This window comes from Burkholderia sp. AU45251 (genome assembly GCF_030482905.1).
In the GTDB taxonomy this organism is placed as follows: domain Bacteria; phylum Pseudomonadota; class Gammaproteobacteria; order Burkholderiales; family Burkholderiaceae; genus Burkholderia; species Burkholderia aenigmatica.
The window spans coordinates 272,305-290,740 of sequence record NZ_JAUJQH010000007.1; the positions used below are offsets into that span (position 1 = coordinate 272,305).

The window sequence follows — 18,436 nt, forward strand, 5'->3', positions numbered from 1 at the left end:
AGGCTGCCCGCAGGAGGGCCGGCGGTGCCGGCCGGCAACGACACGAACGATACGAACGAAAGGGACACACATCATGCGACGCCTGCCATCGTTGATCGCACTGCGATTTTTCGAGGAGACCGCGCGTCACCTGAGCTTCAACCGTGCGGCGGTTTCGCTGTGCGTGACGCAGGGGGCGGTGAGCCGGCAGATCCGGCTGCTCGAGGAAGCGCTCGGCGCGCGGCTGTTCGAGCGCGATCACAAGGGCGTGCGCCTGACCGATGCCGGTCAGCGGTTGCTGCCGTTCGTCGGGCAGGCGTTCGACACGATCGAGCGTGGCGTCGGCGAAGTCGCCGCCACGCGGCCGGGTGCGAAACGGCGGCTGACGGTGTCGCTGCCGCCGACGTTCGCGACGCAGTGGTTCTCGCCGCGGCTCGGCACGCTCGCGGAGGCGCTGCCCGACGTCGAGTTGTCGATCCGCACGGAGCCGGCCGACGATTGCCATTGCCACATCCGCTTCGGGCGCGCGGCGCGGGCCGGGATGCAGTCGGAACTGCTGATGATGGAGCGGCATGCGCTCGTCGGCGCGCCGCGTTATCGCGGCGATGCGCTCGACGTGCTGCTCGGCCGGCTGCCGTCGCTGCATGTGCTGCACGAAGGCAAGCGCCTGACGCTGTGGGCCGACTGGTGCGAGCAGGCGGGCGTGCCTCCGGCGCGGATCGGCGACGGTATCGAGTTTTCCACGCTCGAACAGGCGATCCGCGCGGCGCGCAAGGGCGCGGGGCTCGCGGTGGTTGACCTGAACATGATCGAGGAGGAGATCGGCGAGGGCAGCCTCGTGCGGCTGTCGCCGGTGCAGCCGATCGGGCCGTTCGGGTATTGGCTCGATGTCGAGCCGGAGAGTGTCGCGGTCGAGCCGGTGGTCGCGTTTGCCGCGTGGTTGCGGGAGCAGGCGGGGAGGAGGGGATAGGGCGGGTGTGGGACGCGGCTGATTGGAATGTGGAAACAATCGGATCAGTCCGCGCCGGTCGTGCAGTGCCTCCTGCTTGGGTGTCTGTCAAAGATCGTTACGAACTGAAGACTGGCTAGATCGTCGTTGAACCGAGCCGCGCGGTTGCGTTCCATTGCCGCGGGCTACCGGTCGGGGTCGTGCCCGAAGTGCATGAGTGTTTCCCGGCGCCCCCAGGCTTCTATGTCGGCGATTGATTCGACCGGCAACAGGCACTTCGAGAGATCGATACGCCCGACGTTGAAGACGGCGCGTCGCGGCGGGGATATCGGCATGTCGGCCGGCCGAGTGTCGTGCCCGACGGCGGACTTGTGCATGACGCGCGCCAGGCTGTGATGAAGTTCGGTTGCGACCAGCGCATCGAGGAGATGCCTAGCTTCGGCGCTGAGGGCGAGACGATGCCGGCTCGACGGCCGGCCGCGCTTCGCCGTGGGGCGCGTGATCCGGAATCCGGCGATCGGCGTGTGCTTTGTGTTCATTCGTAAATCCCCTTTTCGATCAAGTATCGTTGCAGCGCCTGCACGGACATGCCGTGCGGTGTGACGTCGAATGTCATCCAGCGATGTGATCCCGCTACGCGCCAGAAATCCCGCCCGAATCGCGTTGCATAGAGCGCACGCAGCGACCGGAGCGATCCGTCGGCAAGACCGACCGGGTGTCCCTGGAAATACTGGAACAGCGCTGCTTCATCGCTGCACTTGTCGGGAATGGGCGCGTCGAAGCCGAACCGTGGCCATGCGTAGTACCCGAATAGCCGGCGCCCGCCCGGTTTGGGCGCTGCCTTCCGGCCCCCCGCTGCGAATGCAATGATTCGGCTGATCCCCAACTTATCGGACGCCCTGACGATCCGCCACAGCATCGTCGCGCCGAGTCCCGCGACTGCGTTATCGACGAGATCGATTGTCTTGAGTTCGAGTAGGGATGTGTCCGATTCTCGACGGACCGATACACGGTTTTCGGATCGGATCCAGGTGGGGTTCGTGACCGAGAACGTCAACCGGCCTCTGCTGTCGAGATAGGCCTGGATCTCCGACCCGGCAGGCGCTCCGCACAACGAAACGAGCAGTTCGTCGGGGACGTTGCCGCTTACCCCAAGCAACGCGGAAATATCGAGGTCGTTTCGATCGACCTCGAGCCGATCGTCGAAGTACGACGTCTCGTATGGCAGAACGTGACCGAGATCGACAGTTGGAGCGGGCATGGCTTCCGGCAATGAATGGAAAGCCCCCAGCATATCGACGCCAATCCGACTGGCAGAGTCCGCCAAACGGCCAATCACGAGACGGAGCGGCCGCCCCGTCCCGCCCGCGTTACGACCAGTCGAACGTCAGCAGCGCCACGCGGCTGACCGGCTCGTAAAACAGCAGAATCCAGTCCGCCCCCATCGCGCGATATTCCCACCCCGTCACACCGGCGACGAAGCGAAAGCGCGCACCGTCGGGGCCGATCGGCCGGATGTTGTCGGGATCGCTGTCGTCGATCGGAAAATCCGAGGTGCCCGACCAGTTGCCCCAGCCGACCGTTCCACCGAGCTGGTCGATCAGGTTGCACGGCTTTTCCTGGCTGAAATCGCGCTCGTCCGGCGCGTACTGGTTGGACGAGTAGAGCACGCCGTATTCGGCGAACCGCTGGCGCGCGGTTTCGATGCTGGCCTGTTGCTCGGCGTAGTGCGCTTCCAGTTCCTCGCGATAGCCCGCGTCATGCGCGCCGGGCGGGTTTTCCAGATAGAAGTAGCGCAGGTCGCCGAGCAGCGTGTAGCGGTTGTTGTCGTCGAGCCGGAACCCGATCCAGTTCGCGCGCAGATAGTCGTTGTGGTACGCGGTCGTGTCCTGCCCGACGAGCCCGTCGTACGGTTCGACGGGGCTGAGCAGGTGGATCCAGCCCTCCCACGACGGATTGACCGCCGACAGGTCGATCGACACGAGCGGATGCAGGTGGCGCGCCAATGCCGAACCGGGCTCGGCAAACACGTCGGTGTCGGACGGGTAGACCTTCAGGCTGGGTTGTGGCGTGACGATGTCTTCAATCATGATCGGTGTCCGCGCGGTGAGGGTCCGGTAAGGCTACACGAGTGAACGCGAAAACCGGATGAAGGCCGGCGCCGCAGCCGCCTGCCTGATGCGCGTCCCGTTCCGTCCATCCGCCCGATCGGTCGTGAAAGCATTCACGCCGATCCGCCTGGAGATCGTTTTGTTGATAATAGTTGATAACCGGGATACGCTTGATGGATCGAATTCAATCCGGTCGGGAGGGCGACATGATCAGCGCGGAACTGGGGCAGCAACTGGAGACTTACGTCGCGAAGCTGGTCGAATCGGGGCGCTACGGATCCAAGAGCGAAGTGCTACGCGAAGGTGTACGTCTGATCCAGGATCGCGAAGCGCAACTGAATGCACTGGACGCGGTGATCGCGCGCAGCCTGTCCGATGCGGAAGCCGGACGCGGCGCCGACGCGGCGGAAGTCTTCGATCGTCTCGAGGCGAAGTATCGGGCCCAGGCGGATCGGCAGGCCTGACCGTGCGCCTGTCCGATTTTGCGATTGCCGAACTCGAAGCGATCGCGGATTACATCGCACGCGACAACCCGCAACGTGCCGTGACATTCGTGCGGGAGATTCGCGATAACTGCCTGAGTCTGGTCGCGATGCCGCTGGCGTTTCCGCTGGTGCCGCGCTTCGAGCGTCACGGCGTGCGGCACCGCGTGTACGGCAACTGCCAGATCTTCTATCGGGTCGTCGGCGAGCCGCCGACGCGGATCGACATTCTTCACGTCCTGCACGGCGCGCGGGACTACGCGTCGATCCTGTTCTGAGCGAACGTGCGCATCGCCTCGCGCGCGGAATGAACGAACCCGGCCTGCCGGGTTCGTCCGAATCGAGCGCAGCATTGCCGCGGCGTATCGGCGGTGGGTCGATGCGAAAGCGCTTGAGCGTAAGCAATAAAGCAGGCGGTCACGCAACCCGCCACCCTGGTCAATGCCCCGACGCCTCCTCCAGCGTCAGATGCTTCGTCTCGGGCGCCCACGCGATCGACACGATCATCCCCGCCAGCAGCACGCCCGCGAGCGCGAACATCGTTGCGTGAAAGCCGAGCGTCGCGATGCCGGCCGGCAGCAGGAACGTGCCGATCGCCGAACCGAGCCGGCTGCACGCGATCGCGAGACCCACGCCGCTGGCGCGCACCTCGGTCGGAAAGCACTCGGGCGGGAACACGCCGACCAGGTTGCTGAACGCCGACATCGTTAGCGTGAAGATCGCGAACGCGACGATCATCGAGAGGGCCGCCGACGACGGCAGCACCGCCAGCGCGACGAGCGACGCGCATGTCACCGCGAACGAGCCGATCAGGAAGCCGCGCCGCGACAGCCGGATCGTCAGCCAGATGCCGATCAGCGCGCCGAGCACGAGAAACGCGTTCAGCAGCAGGTCGGCGCCGAAACCTTCGGCGAGGCCGATCGTCTTCAGGATCGTCGGCAGGAACGTGTAGATCGCGAAATACGGAATCACGAGACACACGAAGAACGCGCAGTTGAAAACCGTGCGGCGGATCAGGTCGCGCTGGAACAGCCGCGCGAAGCCGCCATGCGCATGGGGCTCGGTCGAACCGTCGAGCATGACGTGCGGCCCGAAATGCTTCGCGACGATCGCACGCGCTTCTTTCTCCCGACCCTTGCCGAGCAGCCAGCGCGGCGATTCGGGCGTGCCGATCCGCAGCACCAGCACGATCAGCGCGGGCAACGCAGCCGACGCGAGCAGCCAGCGCCATGCATCGGGTGTGGCGTCGCTGTACGCGAGGCCGAGCACGTTCGCGGCGACATAGCCGATCGTCCAGATCACGCTGAACGAACCGAGCAGTGCGCCGCGATGCTTGCGCGGCGAGAATTCGGCGAGGATCGCATGGCCGACCGTGAAGTCGCCGCCCATCCCGAAGCCGATCAGCACGCGCAGCACACACAGTTCGAGCGGCGACGTGACGAAGAACTGCGCGAATGCGGCCGCCGTGATGATCACGAAGCTCGTCAGGAAGATCTTCTGCCGGCCCATCCGGTCGGACAGCCAACCGAACACGAGGCTGCCGAAGAAGATGCCGATCAGCGCCGAGCTGCCGATCATCCCCATCCAGAACGCGTCGATCGGCATCTGCCTGCCAAGCGCGGCCAGTGCGTAGCCGATCGTGCCGAGCGTGTAGCCTTCGGTGAAATGCGCGCCGAACGTCAGGCCCGCGATCTTCACGTGGAAACGGTTGAGCGGCACGTCGTCGAGCGCGACGGGGCGGTGCGGCGCATCGGCGCCACGCGACAGCGGCAATGCGCGCGCGGTGCCGGATGGAACGTTGGCTTGAGTCAAGCTGCCTCCTGGATTGTTATCGGGCGTGCAGCGGCGCGCGCGGGCGGAACGCCGCCGCACGCGCCGTGCGAGGCGCCGCGCGGCCGGGCGGCGCGCGGCGCGGATCGACCGCGGGGAGCGGCCGGTGGTCAGCGGCCGAGGCCGGCCATCAGCGTGTACTTGAGTTCCACGTATTCGTCGAGACCGTACTTCGAGCCTTCGCGGCCGAGCCCCGACTGCTTGACGCCGCCGAACGGCGCGACTTCGGTCGAGATGATCCCGTCGTTGACGCCGACCATCCCGCTCTCCAGCGCACCCGACACGCGCCATGCCCGGCCGAGGTCGCGCGTGTAGAAGTACGCGGACAGCCCGAACGGCGTGTCGTTGGCCGCGGCCACGGCTTCGTCTTCGGTCGCGAAGCGGAAGCAGCCGGCGACGGGGCCGAAGGTTTCCTCTTCGGTGATCAGCATGTCGGCCGTCATGCCGGTCAGCACGGTCGGCTCGTAGAACGTGCCGCCGAGCGCGTGACGCTTGCCGCCGGTGAGCGCGTGCGCGCCCTTCGCGGTGGCGTCGGCCACGTGCCGCTCGACCTTGCCGAGCGCCGCCGCGTTGATCAGCGGCCCCTGGTCGACTTCACCCGCGAGCGCGTTGCCGACGCGCAGCTTGCGCACGGCGTCCGCGAGCTTGCGCGTGAACGCGTCGTATACGCCGTCCTGCACGAGAAAGCGGTTCACGCATACGCAGGTCTGGCCGGTATTGCGGAACTTCGACGCGATCGCGCCCTCGACCGCCGCATCGAGATCGGCATCGTCGAACACGATGAACGGTGCGTTGCCGCCGAGTTCGAGCGACAGCTTCTTCAGCGTGTCGGCCGACTGCTTCGCGAGCAGCTTGCCGACCCGCGTCGAGCCCGTGAACGACAGCTTGCGTACGACGGACGAATGCGTGAGCGCTTCGCCGATCGCCACCGCGTCGCCCGACACGACGTTGAACACGCCGGCCGGCACGCCCGCACGCTCGGCGAGCACCGCGAGCGCGAACGCCGACAGCGGCGTTTCCTCGGACGGCTTCAGCACCATCGTGCAGCCGGCCGCGAGCGCGGGGCCGGCCTTGCGCGTGATCATCGCGAGCGGGAAATTCCACGGCGTGATCGCTGCGACGACACCGACCGGTTCGCGCGTGACGACGATCTGCGCATTCGGCTTCGGGCTCGGGATCACGTCGCCATACATGCGCTTCGCTTCTTCCGCGAACCATTCGAGAAAGCTCGCCGCGTACGCGACTTCGCCGCGCGCTTCGGCGAGCGGCTTGCCTTGCTCGCGCGTCAGCAGCTCGGCGAGCGCATCGCGATGTTCGAGCATCAGCTCACCCCAGCGCTTCACGCGGGCGCCGCGTTCCTTGGCGGTCAGCGCGCGCCATGCCGGAAGCGCGCGCGCGGCGGCGTCGATCGCGCGCTGCGCGTCGTCGGCGCCGCCCTTCGCCACCTTCGCGATGGTTTCGCCGGTCGCCGGATTCAGCACCGCGTAGGTCGCGTCGCTCGCGCCGTGCGCGTCGTGCCATTCACCGCCGATGTAATGGCCGGTCCTCAGAAATTCGTTCATTGTGTGTCGTTCCTTCAGTGCCTCGGAGCCTCGGAGCCTCAGTGCTTCAGTGCCTCGGTTCTTCAGTCCGCCGCGAAACTGCCTTGCGCCGGACGCGACGCGCGCGCGATGCGCTTGCCGGCCGTGTAGTCGTTGATCAGGTCGCACGGCGTGTAGTTGCGTTCCAGCTCGTGCAGCTCTTCTTCGGTGAGCTGCGTTTCGAGCGCGCCGAGCGCGCTGTCGAACTGCGCGACGGAATCCGCGCCGACCAGCATGCTCGCGATGCCGGGGCGGCTCAGCACCCACGCCTGGGCGATTTGCGCGGGCGGCACGCCGCGGCGCTTCGCGACCTTCGCGACCGATTCCGCGATCGCGAGCGACGACGCATCGCCGTACATCTGCGCGGTGAAGAAGTCGGTCTGGTTGCGCGTCGATTGCGGCTCACAGGTGAGCAGGCCGCGCGCGAGCGGGCTGAACACCGACACGCCGACACCCTGGTCGATGCAGTACGGCACCATCTCGCGCTCTTCCTCGCGATACGCGAGGTTCAGCTGCAGCTGCATGTTGATCGGCTTGTCCCAGCCATTTCGTTCGCAGGCCTGCATGATCTTCGCGAACTGCCACGTGTACATCGTCGATACGCCGATATAGCGCGCCTTGCCAGCCCGCACGATGTCGTGCAGCGTGCTCATCGTTTCCTCGACAGGCGTGTTCACGTCGAAGAAGTGCAGCATGAAGATGTCGACGTAATCCATCCCGAGACGCTTGAGCGACCCGTCGATCCCGTCCAGCACGTGCTTGCGCGAATGGCCGCCCGCGTTCGGATCGCTGCCCATGTCGTAGCCGACCTTGGTCGTCACGACGAGCTCCTCGCGGCGCGCGTTGCGCTTCAGGATGCGGCCGACCACTTCCTCGCCGACGCCCGTCGAATAGAAATCCGCGAGATCGATGAAGTTCACGCCGGCGTCGAGTGCGCGGCGCACGATCGGCTCGCTCTGCGCTTCATCGAAGATCCAGGGCTTCCATTCGGGGGTGCCCATGTTCATCGTGCCGAGACACAGGCGGGACACCTTCAGGCCGGACTGGCCGAGGCGGACGTATTCCATGTTTCCTCCAGGTGCGGCCGTGTGTCGGCCGCTTGTCGTCGTCAGTGTTTCTTCGGGGTGTAGAACGGGTTCGACACGTCGCGTGCGGCGGCGAACACCGCGTCGCGATGCGGCAGCCCTTCCATCGCGGCGACGATCGCATTGCGGCACGCGCGATAGTTGTTCTCGAACACGGCGTCGAGATCGTCGGTCTGCGGGTTCACCCAGTTCGCCGACACGACGACCCAGTCGTTCTCCGCTTCGGGCGGCAGCGTGCCGTTCTCGAGTGCTTCGGCCACGGCCTTCGCGATGCCGGCCTGCGATGCGCCCCAGGTGGCATTGCCGTGGAAATCGCTGGCGATCTGCGCCTTGTTCACGTACAGCGTGAGCGGCTTGGTCGGCACGCCAGGCTGCGCGATCACGACGAACGGTGCATGGCCGGCCGACGGCGTCGCGAGTGCGGTGGCAAACGCCTGGCCCGCCGGGCCGTTGCGCGGGCCGACCAGCACGTTGATGTGCGCGAGGTTGACGCCGGGGCCTTCGAAGCCTTCGCCGATGTAAAGCTGCCTGGGTTGGGATGCGGTCATTGCGGTGTCTCGTCGATGAGGTTGGGTGTGAGGCGATTGTGGTGGGCCGCGGCACGGCCGGTGAATCGATGTTTTCTGATCGGGCTATGAGTTTTCGTCGTCTCCGGGAAAGCCCTGGGCCCGGCACGCGAATGCCCGCCGGGCGGGCCTCGGCCGTTGTCGTGACGGCGGGCGGGGCGGGATCGGCGGGTGGGCATTCGCGTACCGGCTCCGGGTTTGTCATACCCGGGCAGGGGTTGGAGCGCCGAGCGCATCTGGACAACAATCGGCGTACTCCGAGCCCTATCTTTCGTCTTCCCTTCTTTTTTCGAAAGCGAGTAATTCCGATGGCTGCCATTCAAAGGCCCGATTGGTCGAAGCTCAGTTCGCTCGATCCGGAGCTGATCCGGGCATTCGTCGCGGTGGTCGAGAGCGGCGGCTTCACCGCGGCGGCCCGGCAACTGCATCGCACGCAATCGACGATCAGCCTGCGCATCCGCACGCTCGAGGAACGGCTCGACACGCACCTGTTCATGCGTAACAGCCGGCGGCTCGAGCTGTCGCGCGACGGTGAGAATTTCCTGATTCACGCGCGCCGGATCATCCAGGTGCAGAACGACGCGATCCTCGCGCTGAAGCAGGCGAGCAGCGACCGCGGCGTCGTGCGCTTCGGGTTGCCCGAGGATTACGCGGAGCTGTGGCTGCCCGACCTGCTGAAGTCGTTCTATGCGATGCGGCCGGGCGCGCGCTTTCACGTGCATTGCCGCACGTCGCTCGAATTGCTCGAACGGCTGCAGGCCGGCGAGCTCGACGTCGCGCTCGTCGTGCGGCACGGGCCGAACGCGGGCGGGCGGCTGCTCGGCCGCCACGACGTCGTATGGGCCGCGCACCGGGATTTCGCGCTTGATCCGCAGGCGTCGGTGCCGCTCGCGCTGTTTCCGGAGACGTGCTGCTACCGGCAGCGCGGGCTGCAGGCGCTGGCGACGGCCGAGCGGCCGTATCACGTCGTCTATACGAGCCAGAGCCCGACCGGCATCAAGATCGCGGTGAACCACGGCGCGGCCGTGACGATGATCGACCGCTGCACGCTGCCCGAGAACTGGCGCGTGCTTGACGAGAAGGACGGGCTGCCGCCGCTGCCGGCGGCCGATCTCGAACTGCATCGTTCGCCAGGTATCTGCGATCCGCTGACCGACGATCTCGTGTCGCTGATCGAATCGATGGTCGACGAGCGGCGGCGCGCGTCGCTCGAGGCGTTCGCGGCGTAACGGGAAGAACGCAGGCGCGACCGTAGCGCAGCCGTGGTTCACGCAAGCCGTGGCGCGCGACCGCCGCGCGCGCATGACGATTGCGCGGCCAGCCGCCAGCCGCCAGCCGCCAGCCGCCAGCCGCCAGCCATCAGCCATCAGCCATCAGCCATCAGCCATCAGCCATCAGCCATCAGCCGCCAGCCATCAGCCGCCAGCCATCAGCCGCCAGCCATCAGCCACCAACCATCAGCCATCAGCCATCAGCCACCAGCCACCAGCCACCAGCCACCAGCCACCAGCCACCAGCCACCAGCCACCAGCCACCAGCCATCAGCCATCAGCCACCAGCCACCAGCCGGTGACGTGTCATGTCCCCCCATGCCGTTTTTTGCACCGCCGCCGCGTTTTTTTGCACGACGTTTATGCCGTCTCTTCTAAGCTGGGGATGTGTCGAACAGCCGAGACGGCTTCCGTCCGCTCCATGACCTTCATTCATCCCGTTCCCGCCTTCAATGTCGCCGGCCGCCAGTTGCGCGCCGGCACACGCAACAACGTCATTCCATTCCCGCCGCCGCGCCCGCGCCTGCAGTTGCCCGTCACGCTGACGGCCGACTCCGGCGAACACGCGCACGCCCGCCTCGCGGCGCTGCTGCATTCCCCGCTCGGCGTGTATGTCGTCAGTGCGCGCGCCGTGCGCGACGTGGTTCACGTGCACTTCGACATCGCGCCGGAAGACCTGGATTTCACGCTGCACATGCTGATCGCGCAGCAGGCCGATGCGGTGATCGGGCCGGTCGCGCGCCGCTTGCGCATCGGGCCGAAGGCGCGGTGAACCGGGGAACGGTTGTTGTGCGTTCCTGGATGGCTTGTCCGATCCGCCGCCCGATTACCGGTCGCCGTGCTGTCCGTCGACAGACGGCGGACATGCGTGCGACATCGCGTGCGCGGCGCCGATCCTGAATACGGAGGGGTCATGGACCTCATGGAAGCAGTACATGTCGCGCGGACGGAAAGCCGCCGCGTCCGGACGGCGTCGCTGCCGTCGGGCCAGCAACTCGCGCGTCAGCTCGTGACGACGGTGCGGGTGGCCGAAGTGCTGCTGCATCAGGCGATCGTGGTGCCCGACGGGCATCAATGGTCGGTCGACACCGAACGGGTCGACGCGGCCGGCGGGCCGCTCGCGGCGTGGGAAACCTGCGTGACCTGGCGGATCGGCAAGGTGTTCGCGCCGACGGTCAACCCGGCCGCGCGGGTCAACGATCCCGGTCAGGTCGCGGTCGAGATCCGGCTGTATCTGCCTGAACAGGACTATGTGGCCGAGCGGCGCGTGAGCACCTTCGGCCGCCGCCACGGCAACCGCTTCGGCGCGACGCTGTCGGTCGCGTCGGGTGCGCAGTGGGGCTGGCAACGCACGGAGCACGTCGCACCGGAACGCACGCAGGTGCGCGGCGATACGCTGGAAGCGCTCGTCGATGCGGTGGCCGCGAACGTCAACGCGGCGCTGGGCGCGGCCGGATTCGGCGCGACGCGCTGATCACGCGTCGCCGGTCTGCCCGGTCTGGCGCTGCAGGTCCTCCATCAGCTGTTCGGCGAGAAAGTCGCACGGCGGCCGCTTCGATTTCGTGCTGCGCGCGAGGATCAGCTCGAGCGGCGGCAGGTCGGGCAGCCCGTGCGAGCGGCCGAGCATCGACAGTTGCGCGGGAATCGCGCAGCGCGCGAGCGGCGCGACCGCGAGGCCGGCCTCGACCATGCTGAGCAGCCCGAGCAGGCTCGGGCTTTCATAGGAGGTGCGGTACGGCACCTTCGCGCGTTCGAGGCTGCGGATCGCGTTCTCGCGGGCGACGCTGCCCGGCATGAACACCGCGATCGGCAGCGGCCGCTCTTCCCACACGCGCGGCCCGTTCGTCATCGCGGCCCACGCCATCGGCTCGTGGCGGATGAAATCGCCGGACAGCCCCTTGATCCGCGTGCCGCAGACGAGGTCGACCGTGCCTTCCTTGATCAGCGGCGCGAGCGCGCTGCTCGGCAGCCCCATCACCTGGATCTCGACCTTCGGGTAGGTCGCCGAAAATTTCTTCAGGACCGACGGCAGCAGCGACGACGCATAGTCGTCCGGCACGCCGATCACGACCTTGCCGGTCACTTCCGGCCGCACCACGGCCGCCCACGCCTCGTCGCGCAGCGCCAGCATTCGTCTGGCGAATCCCAGCAGCACCTCGCCCTCGCGCGTCAGCACGATGCTGCGCGGCTTGCGCACGAACAGCGGCCGCCCGATCGCGTCTTCCAGGCTCTTGATCTGCATGCTCACGGCCGACTGCGAGCGGTTCACGGCCTCGGCGGCGCGGGTCATGTTGCCGGTCTCCGCGACGGCGACGACGGTGGCCAGCACGTCGTGATCGAGCATCTTCATGGGTATCAGGAAAACTGAACGTAACGATCAGCATTATGCGTTTTTATTGTTGCTGTGTGTCTGCCATAGTGAGCTCACGCTGACGTTTCGCCCGAGGGCGGCGCGGCGCTCCGGCCGGTCAACCCGGCGTGCAGGACTGAACAGGAAAGCGTGGGGTATCGATGATGGACCATCCGTTGCGCGCCGCACTGGCCGCGGAATTGCATGCCCGGCCGTTCCTGCGGCTCGCCGAAGCCGTGTCGCTCACGCATTACGCGATCTACGCGGACGGCCAGCCCGACATCCACGAAACGCTGCTGCACGCGCTGTGCCGCGATACCGGTATCGCCGCCCCGCACGAAGGCGCGACGCACTACGCGGTGCAGTCGCCGAGCGGCTGGCACCTGAAGTGGGAACGCCACACCGAATTCTCGACCTTCACGTTCGTCGCACCGCGTCGCGACACCGGCTATTTCGACGATCTCGCGATCGAAGGCATACCGGCCGCGTGGTTCGCGCGGCTGGCCGGCATCCGCTTCGTCGCGGTGCGCATGGAGCTGCTGACGGGCGACGCCGCGCGGCTCGTCTGCGGCGACCTGCGCCGCTGGATCGACGGCCCCGCGCTCGTCGGCAGCAACGTGCTCGGCGGCGGCAAGGTGTTCTGCGACTGGCATGTGCGCGACGACGGCTTCATGCGCTTTCTCGTCGTCGACGAGGATTTCCGCGAGGAGCAGGGCGGCCGGCTGCTGCAGCGCCTGTATGAAATCGAAACCTACCGGATGATGGCGCTGCTGGCGTTGCCCGTCGCGCGCCGGATGAGCCGCGAGCTCGACGAGATCCACGCGGCGCTGCACACGCTGATGCAGCGGATGGACGCGAGCGGCGCCGACGGCGACGACACGGCACTGCTCGTCAAGCTCACGCATCTCGCGGTGCGGGTCGAATCGCTGTCGGGATCGGGCGCGCGCTTCAGCGCGTCGCGTGCGTACGAAAAGCTCGTGCTGGCGCGTATCCACGAGCTGCGCGAGGAGCGTATCGAAGGGATGCCGACGATCGCCGAATTCATGGAGCGGCGCTTCGCGCCGGCGATGGAAACCTGCCGCAGCGTATGGGCGCGCCACGAGCAGATCGCCGCGCGGATCGCGCGGGCGGTCGACCTGCTGCGCACGCGCGTGAATCTCGCGCAGGAAAAGGACGTGACACGCCTGCTGGCGGGCATGGAGCGCACCGCGCGCAATCAGCTTCATCTGCAGCACGCGGTCGAAGGGCTGTCGGTGGCGGCCATTTCGTACTACGTGCTGTCGCTCGCGACGGCGGCGTTCAAGGCGCTGCACGTGATGAACCTGCCGGTCGATCCCGAACTGGCGGAGGGCCTGCTGATCGCGCCGGTCGTGTTCGCGGTGATTCACATCACGCGGCGCACGCGCGCGCAGCTGGCGCGATCGGAGGCCGCACATGACGGTGCGCCGGTGCAGGCGGCAGTCTTGAAGCAGGTTGGTTAGAACATCAAAAACATGATCGGATAAAGGAGTGGAGATGACTTTTTCGCAGACACAACCGAGGTTTTACAGTGGTTTCGATGCCGCGTTCGACGAACCGCCACTGGATGAGCCGGGCGCGCCGGAAGCGCCGCGCGTGACGTCGTATCAGGCCGTGCTGCAGGAGCCGATGACGTCGCTCGTCGGGAATACGACCGATCGGCCGGACGTCGCGGCGGTGGCGATTCTCGGATACAACTGACGAACTGACGCAACGCCGGCCGCGTGGCGTCCGCACGCGGCCGCTGCCCGGTCAATCGCTGGCGCGCATGCGCGGCATCGTCGGGTACGCGACCCATCGGGCGTCGATCTGGCGGCCGGGCAGGAAATGAAACTCGATATAGCCGTCGTGCCGGTTCGGCAATGCCGGCACGGCGACGTCGGTTTCGACGACTTCAGGCGCCTGGTTCCGGGCGTCTTCGTCGGGCGTCAGATCGTACGTGATCCTCACGTGCCAGGTTTTCTTGCCGCGTGGCACGCTCATGCAGCACACGGTGCCGCCCCCGCCGCCAAACTGGCGCGCGTGCATGCTGCCGGCGCCGAAGCCGTCGACTACGAAGCTGTAGACGCCACGATCGGTGTAGTTGAATCCCACGACCCGATACGGGCCGTCGGCGCGCGTCTGTGCATGGACCCACCAGGCTGCACCGACCAGCAGCGTTGCGATGGCAAGCGGGTTGAGCGTCATGCGGCGTATCAGGTTCGACATGTCGATGTTCCCGTGATTCGAATCGTTTGTGACGAACGGTTGCTGGCGGTGCCCGGGCGCGTGACGCGCGCCCCGGTGGCCGAGGTCATCGCGCGCGCCTGACTGGCTCCGCGCCGTGGGCCAACGCCAGTTCGACGAACGCGCGCGCGGCCGCGCTCCGGTACGCGCCCTTGCGCTGCAGCAGCACGGCCGTGCGCCGCAGCACGGCTGGATCGAGCGCGATGGCGACGAGATCGTCGTGCCCGGTCGCGATCGTCGCGGGCAGCAGCGTCGCGAGGTTCGTGCGGCGCACAATCTCGATCACCGCCCCCAGCGAATTGGCCTCCATCGATACGCGCGGCCGCACGTCGTGCTCGCGGAAATAGCGGTCGATCTGCACGCGTGTCGCGAACTCGGCCGTCAGCAGCACGAGCGGCGCATCGTGCAGCGCACGCAGCCCGGCCTTGCGTTTCGCGGCGAGCGCATGCCGGCGGCTCACGACGAGCGCGAGCGTTTCGACCAGCAACGTTTGCGCTTCGATATCCGCCGTCTGCACCTCGTCGAACGCGATGCCGACATCGAGCTCGTCGTCGACGAGCAGCGCCTCGATGCGCTCCTGCGACATCTCGCGCACCGACAGCGACACGTCCGGGTAGCGGCCGTGAAACGCCTCGACGAGCGGCCCGACGAGATAGCTCGTGAAGGTCGGCGTGACCGCGATCCGCAGCGCGCCGCGGCTCAGATCCTGCACGTCGTGAATCGCGCGCCGGCCTTCCGCGAGATCGTGCAGCGCCTGCCGCGCATAGCGGAAATACACGTCGCCGGCGTCGGTCAGCCGCGTCACGCGCCCGGTGCGGTCGAACAGTTGCGCGCCGAGCGTCTCCTCGAGCTGGCGAATCTGCTGGGACAGCGCGGGCTGCGACACATGCAGCGCGGCGGCCGCGCGCGTGAAGCTGCGATGCTCGGCGACGGCCAGGAAGTAGTGGATATGGCGCAGCAGCATGGCGGTTCCTATAAGTCTTGCTTATCCGGTGGATCATAAATCAGTCTTTTACGTTATTGGAAGTGCGGCGTAACCTGCCCTTCATCGATTTCACCTGCACCGGAGAACACGCGATGAAGGACATCATCGAAGGCTTCCTGAAGTTCCAGCGCGATGCGTATCCGGAACGCGCCGCGCTGTTCCGCGATCTCGCGCGCAGCCAGAATCCGCGGGCGCTGTTCATCTCGTGCTCGGACAGCCGGCTCGTGCCCGAACTCGTCACGCAGCGCGAACCGGGCGACCTGTTCGTGATTCGCAATGCCGGCAACATCGTGCCCTCATATGGCCCCGAGCCGGGTGGCGTGTCGGCATCGGTCGAATACGCGGTGGCCGCGCTGCGCGTGACCGACATCGTGATCTGCGGCCATTCCGATTGCGGCGCGATGACCGCGATTGCCACCTGCCAGTGCATGGATCACATGCCGGCCGTCGGCCACTGGTTGCGCTACGCCGATTCCGCGCGGGTCGTGAACGAGGCGCGCACGCATCGCAGCGAACGCGAGCGGATCGACTCGATGGTGCGCGAGAACGTCGTCGCGCAACTGGCGAACCTGAAGACGCACCCAGCCGTGCGGCTCGCGCTCGAAGAAGGGCGGCTCGCGCTGCACGGCTGGGTCTACGACATCGAATCGGGCTGCATCGACGCCCATGACGGCGCGACCGGCCGGTTCGTCTCCCTGGCGGACCATCCCGAGGTCCGCGCGACGCCCGCGACGCTGCCCGTCGCGGCCTGAATTGCTCCCACCCCACCACGAGGAATTGCCATGATCCAGTCCCAGTTCAGCCAGACCGCCCGCCACGCGCTTGCCGAGACCGTCGTGCTCGCGAAGGCGCGCAAGAACCTGTCGTTCGCGCAGCTCACCGAAGGCACCGGCCTGAGCGAAGCGTTCGTGACGGCCGCGCTGCTCGGCCAGCATGCGCTGCCGGCGGACGCGGCGCGCAGCGTCGCCGACAAGCTCGGCCTCGACGACGACGCGGTGCTGCTGCTGCAGACGATCCCGCTGCGCGGCAGCATCGACGATCGCGTGCCGACCGACCCGACCATTTACCGCTTCTACGAAATGCTGCAGGTGTACGGCACGACGCTGAAGGCACTCGTTCACGAGAAGTTCGGCGACGGCATCATCAGCGCGATCAATTTCCGGCTCGACGTGAAGAAGGTCGACGATCCCGAAGGCGGGTCGCGCGCGGTGATCACGCTCGACGGCAAGTACCTGCCGACCAAGCCGTTCTGACGCCCGCGCGGCGCTGCGGCAGCGGTGCCGCGCAGGTTTCCGCCCGACGTGCGTCGGCTGCCGGCCGGCGCACGGCCCGCCATTCCGTTTCAACGAGGACGCAGCCATGGATTTTGTGAAACGCACGATCGATCTTGCGATGAAGAACGTGGAAGAGGGCGGCCGCCCGTTCGCGACGGTGATCGTCCGCGACGGCGAGATCGTCGCGGAGAGCCCGAACCTCGTCGCGCAGACGAGCGACCCGACCGCGCACGCCGAGATCCTCGCGGTGCGCGACGCGTGCCGCAAGCTCGGCACCGAGCACCTGACCGACTGCGAGATCTACATTCTCGCGAGCCCGTGCCCGATGTGCCTCGGCTCGCTGTACTACTGCAGCCCGAAGCGCGTGATCTACATCACGACGCGTGAGGACTACGCGCCGTTTTACCGCGACGACCGCCGGTATTTCGAGCTCGACACGTTCTATGCCGAATATGCGAAGCCGATCGACGAGCGCCGGTTGCCGATGGTGCAGCAGAAGCACGGCGATGCGATCAAGGTCTACCGGCGCTGGAAGGAACTGAACGCGAAGTGACGTGATCCGCGCGGCGCACCGGCCGCGCGTGGCAGCCGCCCGGCTGCTCGTTTTCCCCACCCTCCGTTTTACCCGGCGGCGCCCGTGCCGCCGGGCGCCCGCGCTGCTGCTCGGGGCTGGCTCGTGCCCCCGTTTTTCCACCTCCCCAAACATCGATCCTGTTCAATGTCCGGAACGGAAATCCGCGATCCAAAAGGTTTTTGACGGGTTTAAAAATTCGCACTGGAGACGACAGAAACGTGCGGAAAGCCCGATGAAAACCGATGAAATCCCGATGACAGGCAGCGCGGCGACCCCGGCCGGTCGCGACTGATTGATGCCGATCGCCGTGCGTTCCCCCACACCTGTTTCGTTGCGCCATTCGTTCCGGACGAGGAATCGCTCGATTCCTCTCCGCCAGCACCGCGCGACCGTCCGACCGCCCGACCGGTTGCGCCTGACGCCTGAGATTCCCTTACCTGCTTAAAACGGACCATCATGAAACGGGATTCATTTAGTACACCTGATGCGATGCATCGCCCCGCGACGGACATGCTCAAGCCGAACGACGCGTTCGTGCGCATCGAAAACGTCGTGAAGAAATTCGGCGACAGCACGGCCGTCGACAACGTGAACCTGACCATCGCGAAGAACGAGCTGTTCGCGCTGCTCGGCAGCTCGGGCTGCGGCAAGTCGACGCTGCTGCGCATGCTCGCCGGACTCGAGACGGCCACCTCCGGCAAGATCTTCGTCGACGGTGAAGATCTTGCGTCGCTGCCGCCGTACCGCCGTCCGGTGAACATGATGTTCCAGTCGTACGCACTGTTCCCGCACATGACGGTTGAATCGAACGTCGCATTCGGCCTGAAGCAGGAAGGCACGCCGAAGCACGAGATCAAGGAGCGCGTGGCCGATGCGCTCGCGCTGGTGCAGATGAGCAAGTACGCGCAGCGCAAGCCGCATCAACTTTCAGGCGGCCAGCAGCAGCGTGTCGCGTTGGCCCGTTCGCTGGTCAAGCGCCCGAAGCTCCTGCTGCTCGACGAGCCGATGTCCGCGCTCGACAAGAAGATTCGCCAGAAGACCCAGCTCGAACTCGTGAACATCATCGAGAAGGTCGACGTGACCTGCGTGATGGTCACGCACGACCAGGAAGAGGCGATGACGATGGCCAGCCGCCTCGCGGTGATGAGCGAAGGCA

23 protein-coding genes are annotated in these 18,436 nt (G+C 66.6%); 12 read left to right on the plus strand and 11 right to left on the minus strand.

Going from position 1 to position 18,436, the window contains the following annotated elements; all coding sequences use genetic code 11:
• The first annotated feature begins 73 nt into the window (after positions 1-73).
• Complete coding sequence (locus QZM67_RS17605) at positions 74-949, plus strand: LysR substrate-binding domain-containing protein (protein ID WP_301805294.1); 876 nt, start codon at positions 74-76, stop codon at positions 947-949.
• Positions 950-1,113: 164 nt separating this feature from the next.
• On the opposite strand, the gene QZM67_RS17610 is transcribed toward QZM67_RS17605, so the two are convergent.
• From QZM67_RS17610 to QZM67_RS17620, 3 genes are all read right to left on the minus strand, one after another.
• Positions 1,114-1,467, minus strand: a complete 354-nt coding sequence (locus QZM67_RS17610) for a hypothetical protein (RefSeq protein WP_301805296.1) — start codon at positions 1,465-1,467, stop codon at positions 1,114-1,116.
• Positions 1,464-2,222: a hypothetical protein gene (locus tag QZM67_RS17615; RefSeq protein ID WP_301805298.1), complete on the minus strand. Its 759-nt coding sequence runs from the start codon at positions 2,220-2,222 to the stop codon at positions 1,464-1,466. Before QZM67_RS17615 ends, QZM67_RS17610 begins: the two co-directional genes overlap by 4 nt.
• A gap of 76 nt (positions 2,223-2,298) precedes the next feature.
• Positions 2,299-3,018, minus strand: coding sequence for a hypothetical protein (locus QZM67_RS17620; RefSeq protein WP_301805301.1), 720 nt, complete (start codon positions 3,016-3,018; stop codon positions 2,299-2,301).
• 227 nt (positions 3,019-3,245) lie between these two features.
• On the opposite strand from QZM67_RS17620, the gene QZM67_RS17625 reads away from it, so the two are divergent.
• A complete protein-coding gene (locus tag QZM67_RS17625) occupies positions 3,246-3,503 on the plus strand; it encodes a type II toxin-antitoxin system ParD family antitoxin (protein ID WP_011356420.1) in 258 nt (85 codons plus the stop codon).
• The gene (locus QZM67_RS17630) at positions 3,500-3,799 is read left to right on the plus strand and encodes a type II toxin-antitoxin system RelE/ParE family toxin (RefSeq protein ID WP_301805373.1); all 300 of its coding nucleotides are present in this window, start codon (positions 3,500-3,502) and stop codon (positions 3,797-3,799) included. Before QZM67_RS17625 ends, QZM67_RS17630 begins: the two co-directional genes overlap by 4 nt.
• A gap of 160 nt (positions 3,800-3,959) precedes the next feature.
• On the opposite strand, the gene QZM67_RS17635 is transcribed toward QZM67_RS17630, so the two are convergent.
• The 4 genes from QZM67_RS17635 to fae form a co-directional block, all read right to left on the minus strand.
• Entirely contained in the window at positions 3,960-5,294 is a 1,335-nt protein-coding gene (locus QZM67_RS17635) for an MFS transporter (protein WP_301805375.1), read from the minus strand.
• Positions 5,295-5,461: 167 nt separating this feature from the next.
• Complete coding sequence (locus tag QZM67_RS17640; RefSeq protein ID WP_301805304.1) at positions 5,462-6,913, minus strand: NAD-dependent succinate-semialdehyde dehydrogenase; 1,452 nt, start codon at positions 6,911-6,913, stop codon at positions 5,462-5,464.
• A 62-nt stretch (positions 6,914-6,975) separates the two neighbouring features.
• Positions 6,976-7,998, minus strand: a complete 1,023-nt coding sequence (locus tag QZM67_RS17645; RefSeq protein ID WP_301805307.1) for an aldo/keto reductase — start codon at positions 7,996-7,998, stop codon at positions 6,976-6,978.
• Positions 7,999-8,039: 41 nt separating this feature from the next.
• Positions 8,040-8,564, minus strand: coding sequence for a formaldehyde-activating enzyme (fae, locus tag QZM67_RS17650; RefSeq protein WP_301805310.1), 525 nt, complete (start codon positions 8,562-8,564; stop codon positions 8,040-8,042).
• Positions 8,565-8,890: 326 nt separating this feature from the next.
• Between fae and QZM67_RS17655 the strand changes: the two genes are divergently transcribed.
• From QZM67_RS17655 to QZM67_RS17665, 3 genes are all read left to right on the plus strand, one after another.
• Positions 8,891-9,811, plus strand: a complete 921-nt coding sequence (locus tag QZM67_RS17655) for a LysR family transcriptional regulator (protein ID WP_301805312.1) — start codon at positions 8,891-8,893, stop codon at positions 9,809-9,811.
• A 463-nt stretch (positions 9,812-10,274) separates the two neighbouring features.
• Positions 10,275-10,625 carry a hypothetical protein gene (locus tag QZM67_RS17660; RefSeq protein WP_175022812.1) on the plus strand — a complete coding sequence of 117 codons (351 nt, stop codon included), beginning with the start codon at positions 10,275-10,277 and terminating at the stop codon, positions 10,623-10,625.
• A 141-nt stretch (positions 10,626-10,766) separates the two neighbouring features.
• The gene (locus tag QZM67_RS17665; RefSeq protein ID WP_301805315.1) at positions 10,767-11,327 is read left to right on the plus strand and encodes a hypothetical protein; all 561 of its coding nucleotides are present in this window, start codon (positions 10,767-10,769) and stop codon (positions 11,325-11,327) included.
• Here QZM67_RS17665 and QZM67_RS17670 read toward each other — a convergent pair whose 3' ends face one another.
• Positions 11,328-12,203, minus strand: coding sequence for a LysR family transcriptional regulator (locus QZM67_RS17670; RefSeq protein WP_006485479.1), 876 nt, complete (start codon positions 12,201-12,203; stop codon positions 11,328-11,330). It abuts the gene before it with no gap.
• A gap of 161 nt (positions 12,204-12,364) precedes the next feature.
• Between QZM67_RS17670 and QZM67_RS17675 the strand changes: the two genes are divergently transcribed.
• A complete protein-coding gene (locus tag QZM67_RS17675) occupies positions 12,365-13,684 on the plus strand; it encodes a DUF3422 family protein (protein WP_301805321.1) in 1,320 nt (439 codons plus the stop codon).
• A 34-nt stretch (positions 13,685-13,718) separates the two neighbouring features.
• A complete protein-coding gene (locus tag QZM67_RS17680; protein ID WP_301805325.1) occupies positions 13,719-13,922 on the plus strand; it encodes a hypothetical protein in 204 nt (67 codons plus the stop codon).
• Positions 13,923-13,973: 51 nt separating this feature from the next.
• On the opposite strand, the gene QZM67_RS17685 is transcribed toward QZM67_RS17680, so the two are convergent.
• Both QZM67_RS17685 and cynR read right to left on the minus strand, forming a co-directional pair.
• A complete protein-coding gene (locus QZM67_RS17685) occupies positions 13,974-14,429 on the minus strand; it encodes a DUF3304 domain-containing protein (RefSeq protein WP_301805327.1) in 456 nt (151 codons plus the stop codon).
• Between the two features lie 85 nt (positions 14,430-14,514).
• Positions 14,515-15,411, minus strand: coding sequence for a transcriptional regulator CynR (gene cynR / locus QZM67_RS17690; protein WP_301805330.1), 897 nt, complete (start codon positions 15,409-15,411; stop codon positions 14,515-14,517).
• Positions 15,412-15,524: 113 nt separating this feature from the next.
• On the opposite strand from cynR, the gene QZM67_RS17695 reads away from it, so the two are divergent.
• The 3 genes from QZM67_RS17695 to QZM67_RS17705 all read left to right on the plus strand — a co-directional run bounded on the left by QZM67_RS17695 (position 15,525) and on the right by QZM67_RS17705 (position 17,259).
• Entirely contained in the window at positions 15,525-16,184 is a 660-nt protein-coding gene (locus QZM67_RS17695) for a carbonic anhydrase (protein ID WP_301805336.1), read from the plus strand.
• Between the two features lie 30 nt (positions 16,185-16,214).
• Positions 16,215-16,685 (plus strand): cyanase, encoded by a 471-nt coding sequence (gene cynS, locus QZM67_RS17700; protein ID WP_301805339.1) that lies wholly within the window; start codon positions 16,215-16,217, stop codon positions 16,683-16,685.
• 106 nt (positions 16,686-16,791) lie between these two features.
• Positions 16,792-17,259: a nucleoside deaminase gene (locus tag QZM67_RS17705; protein ID WP_175022801.1), complete on the plus strand. Its 468-nt coding sequence runs from the start codon at positions 16,792-16,794 to the stop codon at positions 17,257-17,259.
• 162 nt (positions 17,260-17,421) lie between these two features.
• Here QZM67_RS17705 and QZM67_RS17710 read toward each other — a convergent pair whose 3' ends face one another.
• Complete coding sequence (locus QZM67_RS17710) at positions 17,422-17,601, minus strand: hypothetical protein (protein WP_301805344.1); 180 nt, start codon at positions 17,599-17,601, stop codon at positions 17,422-17,424.
• A gap of 168 nt (positions 17,602-17,769) precedes the next feature.
• Between QZM67_RS17710 and QZM67_RS17715 the strand changes: the two genes are divergently transcribed.
• Positions 17,770-18,436: ABC transporter ATP-binding protein (locus tag QZM67_RS17715; RefSeq protein WP_301805377.1), on the plus strand; the 667-nt coding region annotated here is incomplete at its 3' end.

Coding starts and splice junctions, on each gene's coding strand:
- QZM67_RS17605 (WP_301805294.1), top strand. CDS start 74: ATGCGACGCCTGCCATCGTTGATCGCACTGCGATTTTTCGAGGAGACC.
- QZM67_RS17610 (WP_301805296.1), bottom strand. CDS start 1,467: ATGAACACAAAGCACACGCCGATCGCCGGATTCCGGATCACGCGCCCC.
- QZM67_RS17615 (WP_301805298.1), bottom strand. CDS start 2,222: ATGCTGGGGGCTTTCCATTCATTGCCGGAAGCCATGCCCGCTCCAACT.
- QZM67_RS17620 (WP_301805301.1), bottom strand. CDS start 3,018: ATGATTGAAGACATCGTCACGCCACAACCCAGCCTGAAGGTCTACCCG.
- QZM67_RS17625 (WP_011356420.1), top strand. CDS start 3,246: ATGATCAGCGCGGAACTGGGGCAGCAACTGGAGACTTACGTCGCGAAG.
- QZM67_RS17640 (WP_301805304.1), bottom strand. CDS start 6,913: ATGAACGAATTTCTGAGGACCGGCCATTACATCGGCGGTGAATGGCAC.
- QZM67_RS17645 (WP_301805307.1), bottom strand. CDS start 7,998: ATGGAATACGTCCGCCTCGGCCAGTCCGGCCTGAAGGTGTCCCGCCTG.
- fae (WP_301805310.1), bottom strand. CDS start 8,564: ATGACCGCATCCCAACCCAGGCAGCTTTACATCGGCGAAGGCTTCGAA.
- QZM67_RS17655 (WP_301805312.1), top strand. CDS start 8,891: ATGGCTGCCATTCAAAGGCCCGATTGGTCGAAGCTCAGTTCGCTCGAT.
- QZM67_RS17660 (WP_175022812.1), top strand. CDS start 10,275: ATGACCTTCATTCATCCCGTTCCCGCCTTCAATGTCGCCGGCCGCCAG.
- QZM67_RS17665 (WP_301805315.1), top strand. CDS start 10,767: ATGGACCTCATGGAAGCAGTACATGTCGCGCGGACGGAAAGCCGCCGC.
- QZM67_RS17670 (WP_006485479.1), bottom strand. CDS start 12,203: ATGAAGATGCTCGATCACGACGTGCTGGCCACCGTCGTCGCCGTCGCG.
- QZM67_RS17675 (WP_301805321.1), top strand. CDS start 12,365: ATGATGGACCATCCGTTGCGCGCCGCACTGGCCGCGGAATTGCATGCC.
- QZM67_RS17680 (WP_301805325.1), top strand. CDS start 13,719: ATGACTTTTTCGCAGACACAACCGAGGTTTTACAGTGGTTTCGATGCC.
- QZM67_RS17685 (WP_301805327.1), bottom strand. CDS start 14,429: ATGTCGAACCTGATACGCCGCATGACGCTCAACCCGCTTGCCATCGCA.
- cynR (WP_301805330.1), bottom strand. CDS start 15,411: ATGCTGCTGCGCCATATCCACTACTTCCTGGCCGTCGCCGAGCATCGC.
- QZM67_RS17695 (WP_301805336.1), top strand. CDS start 15,525: ATGAAGGACATCATCGAAGGCTTCCTGAAGTTCCAGCGCGATGCGTAT.
- cynS (WP_301805339.1), top strand. CDS start 16,215: ATGATCCAGTCCCAGTTCAGCCAGACCGCCCGCCACGCGCTTGCCGAG.
- QZM67_RS17705 (WP_175022801.1), top strand. CDS start 16,792: ATGGATTTTGTGAAACGCACGATCGATCTTGCGATGAAGAACGTGGAA.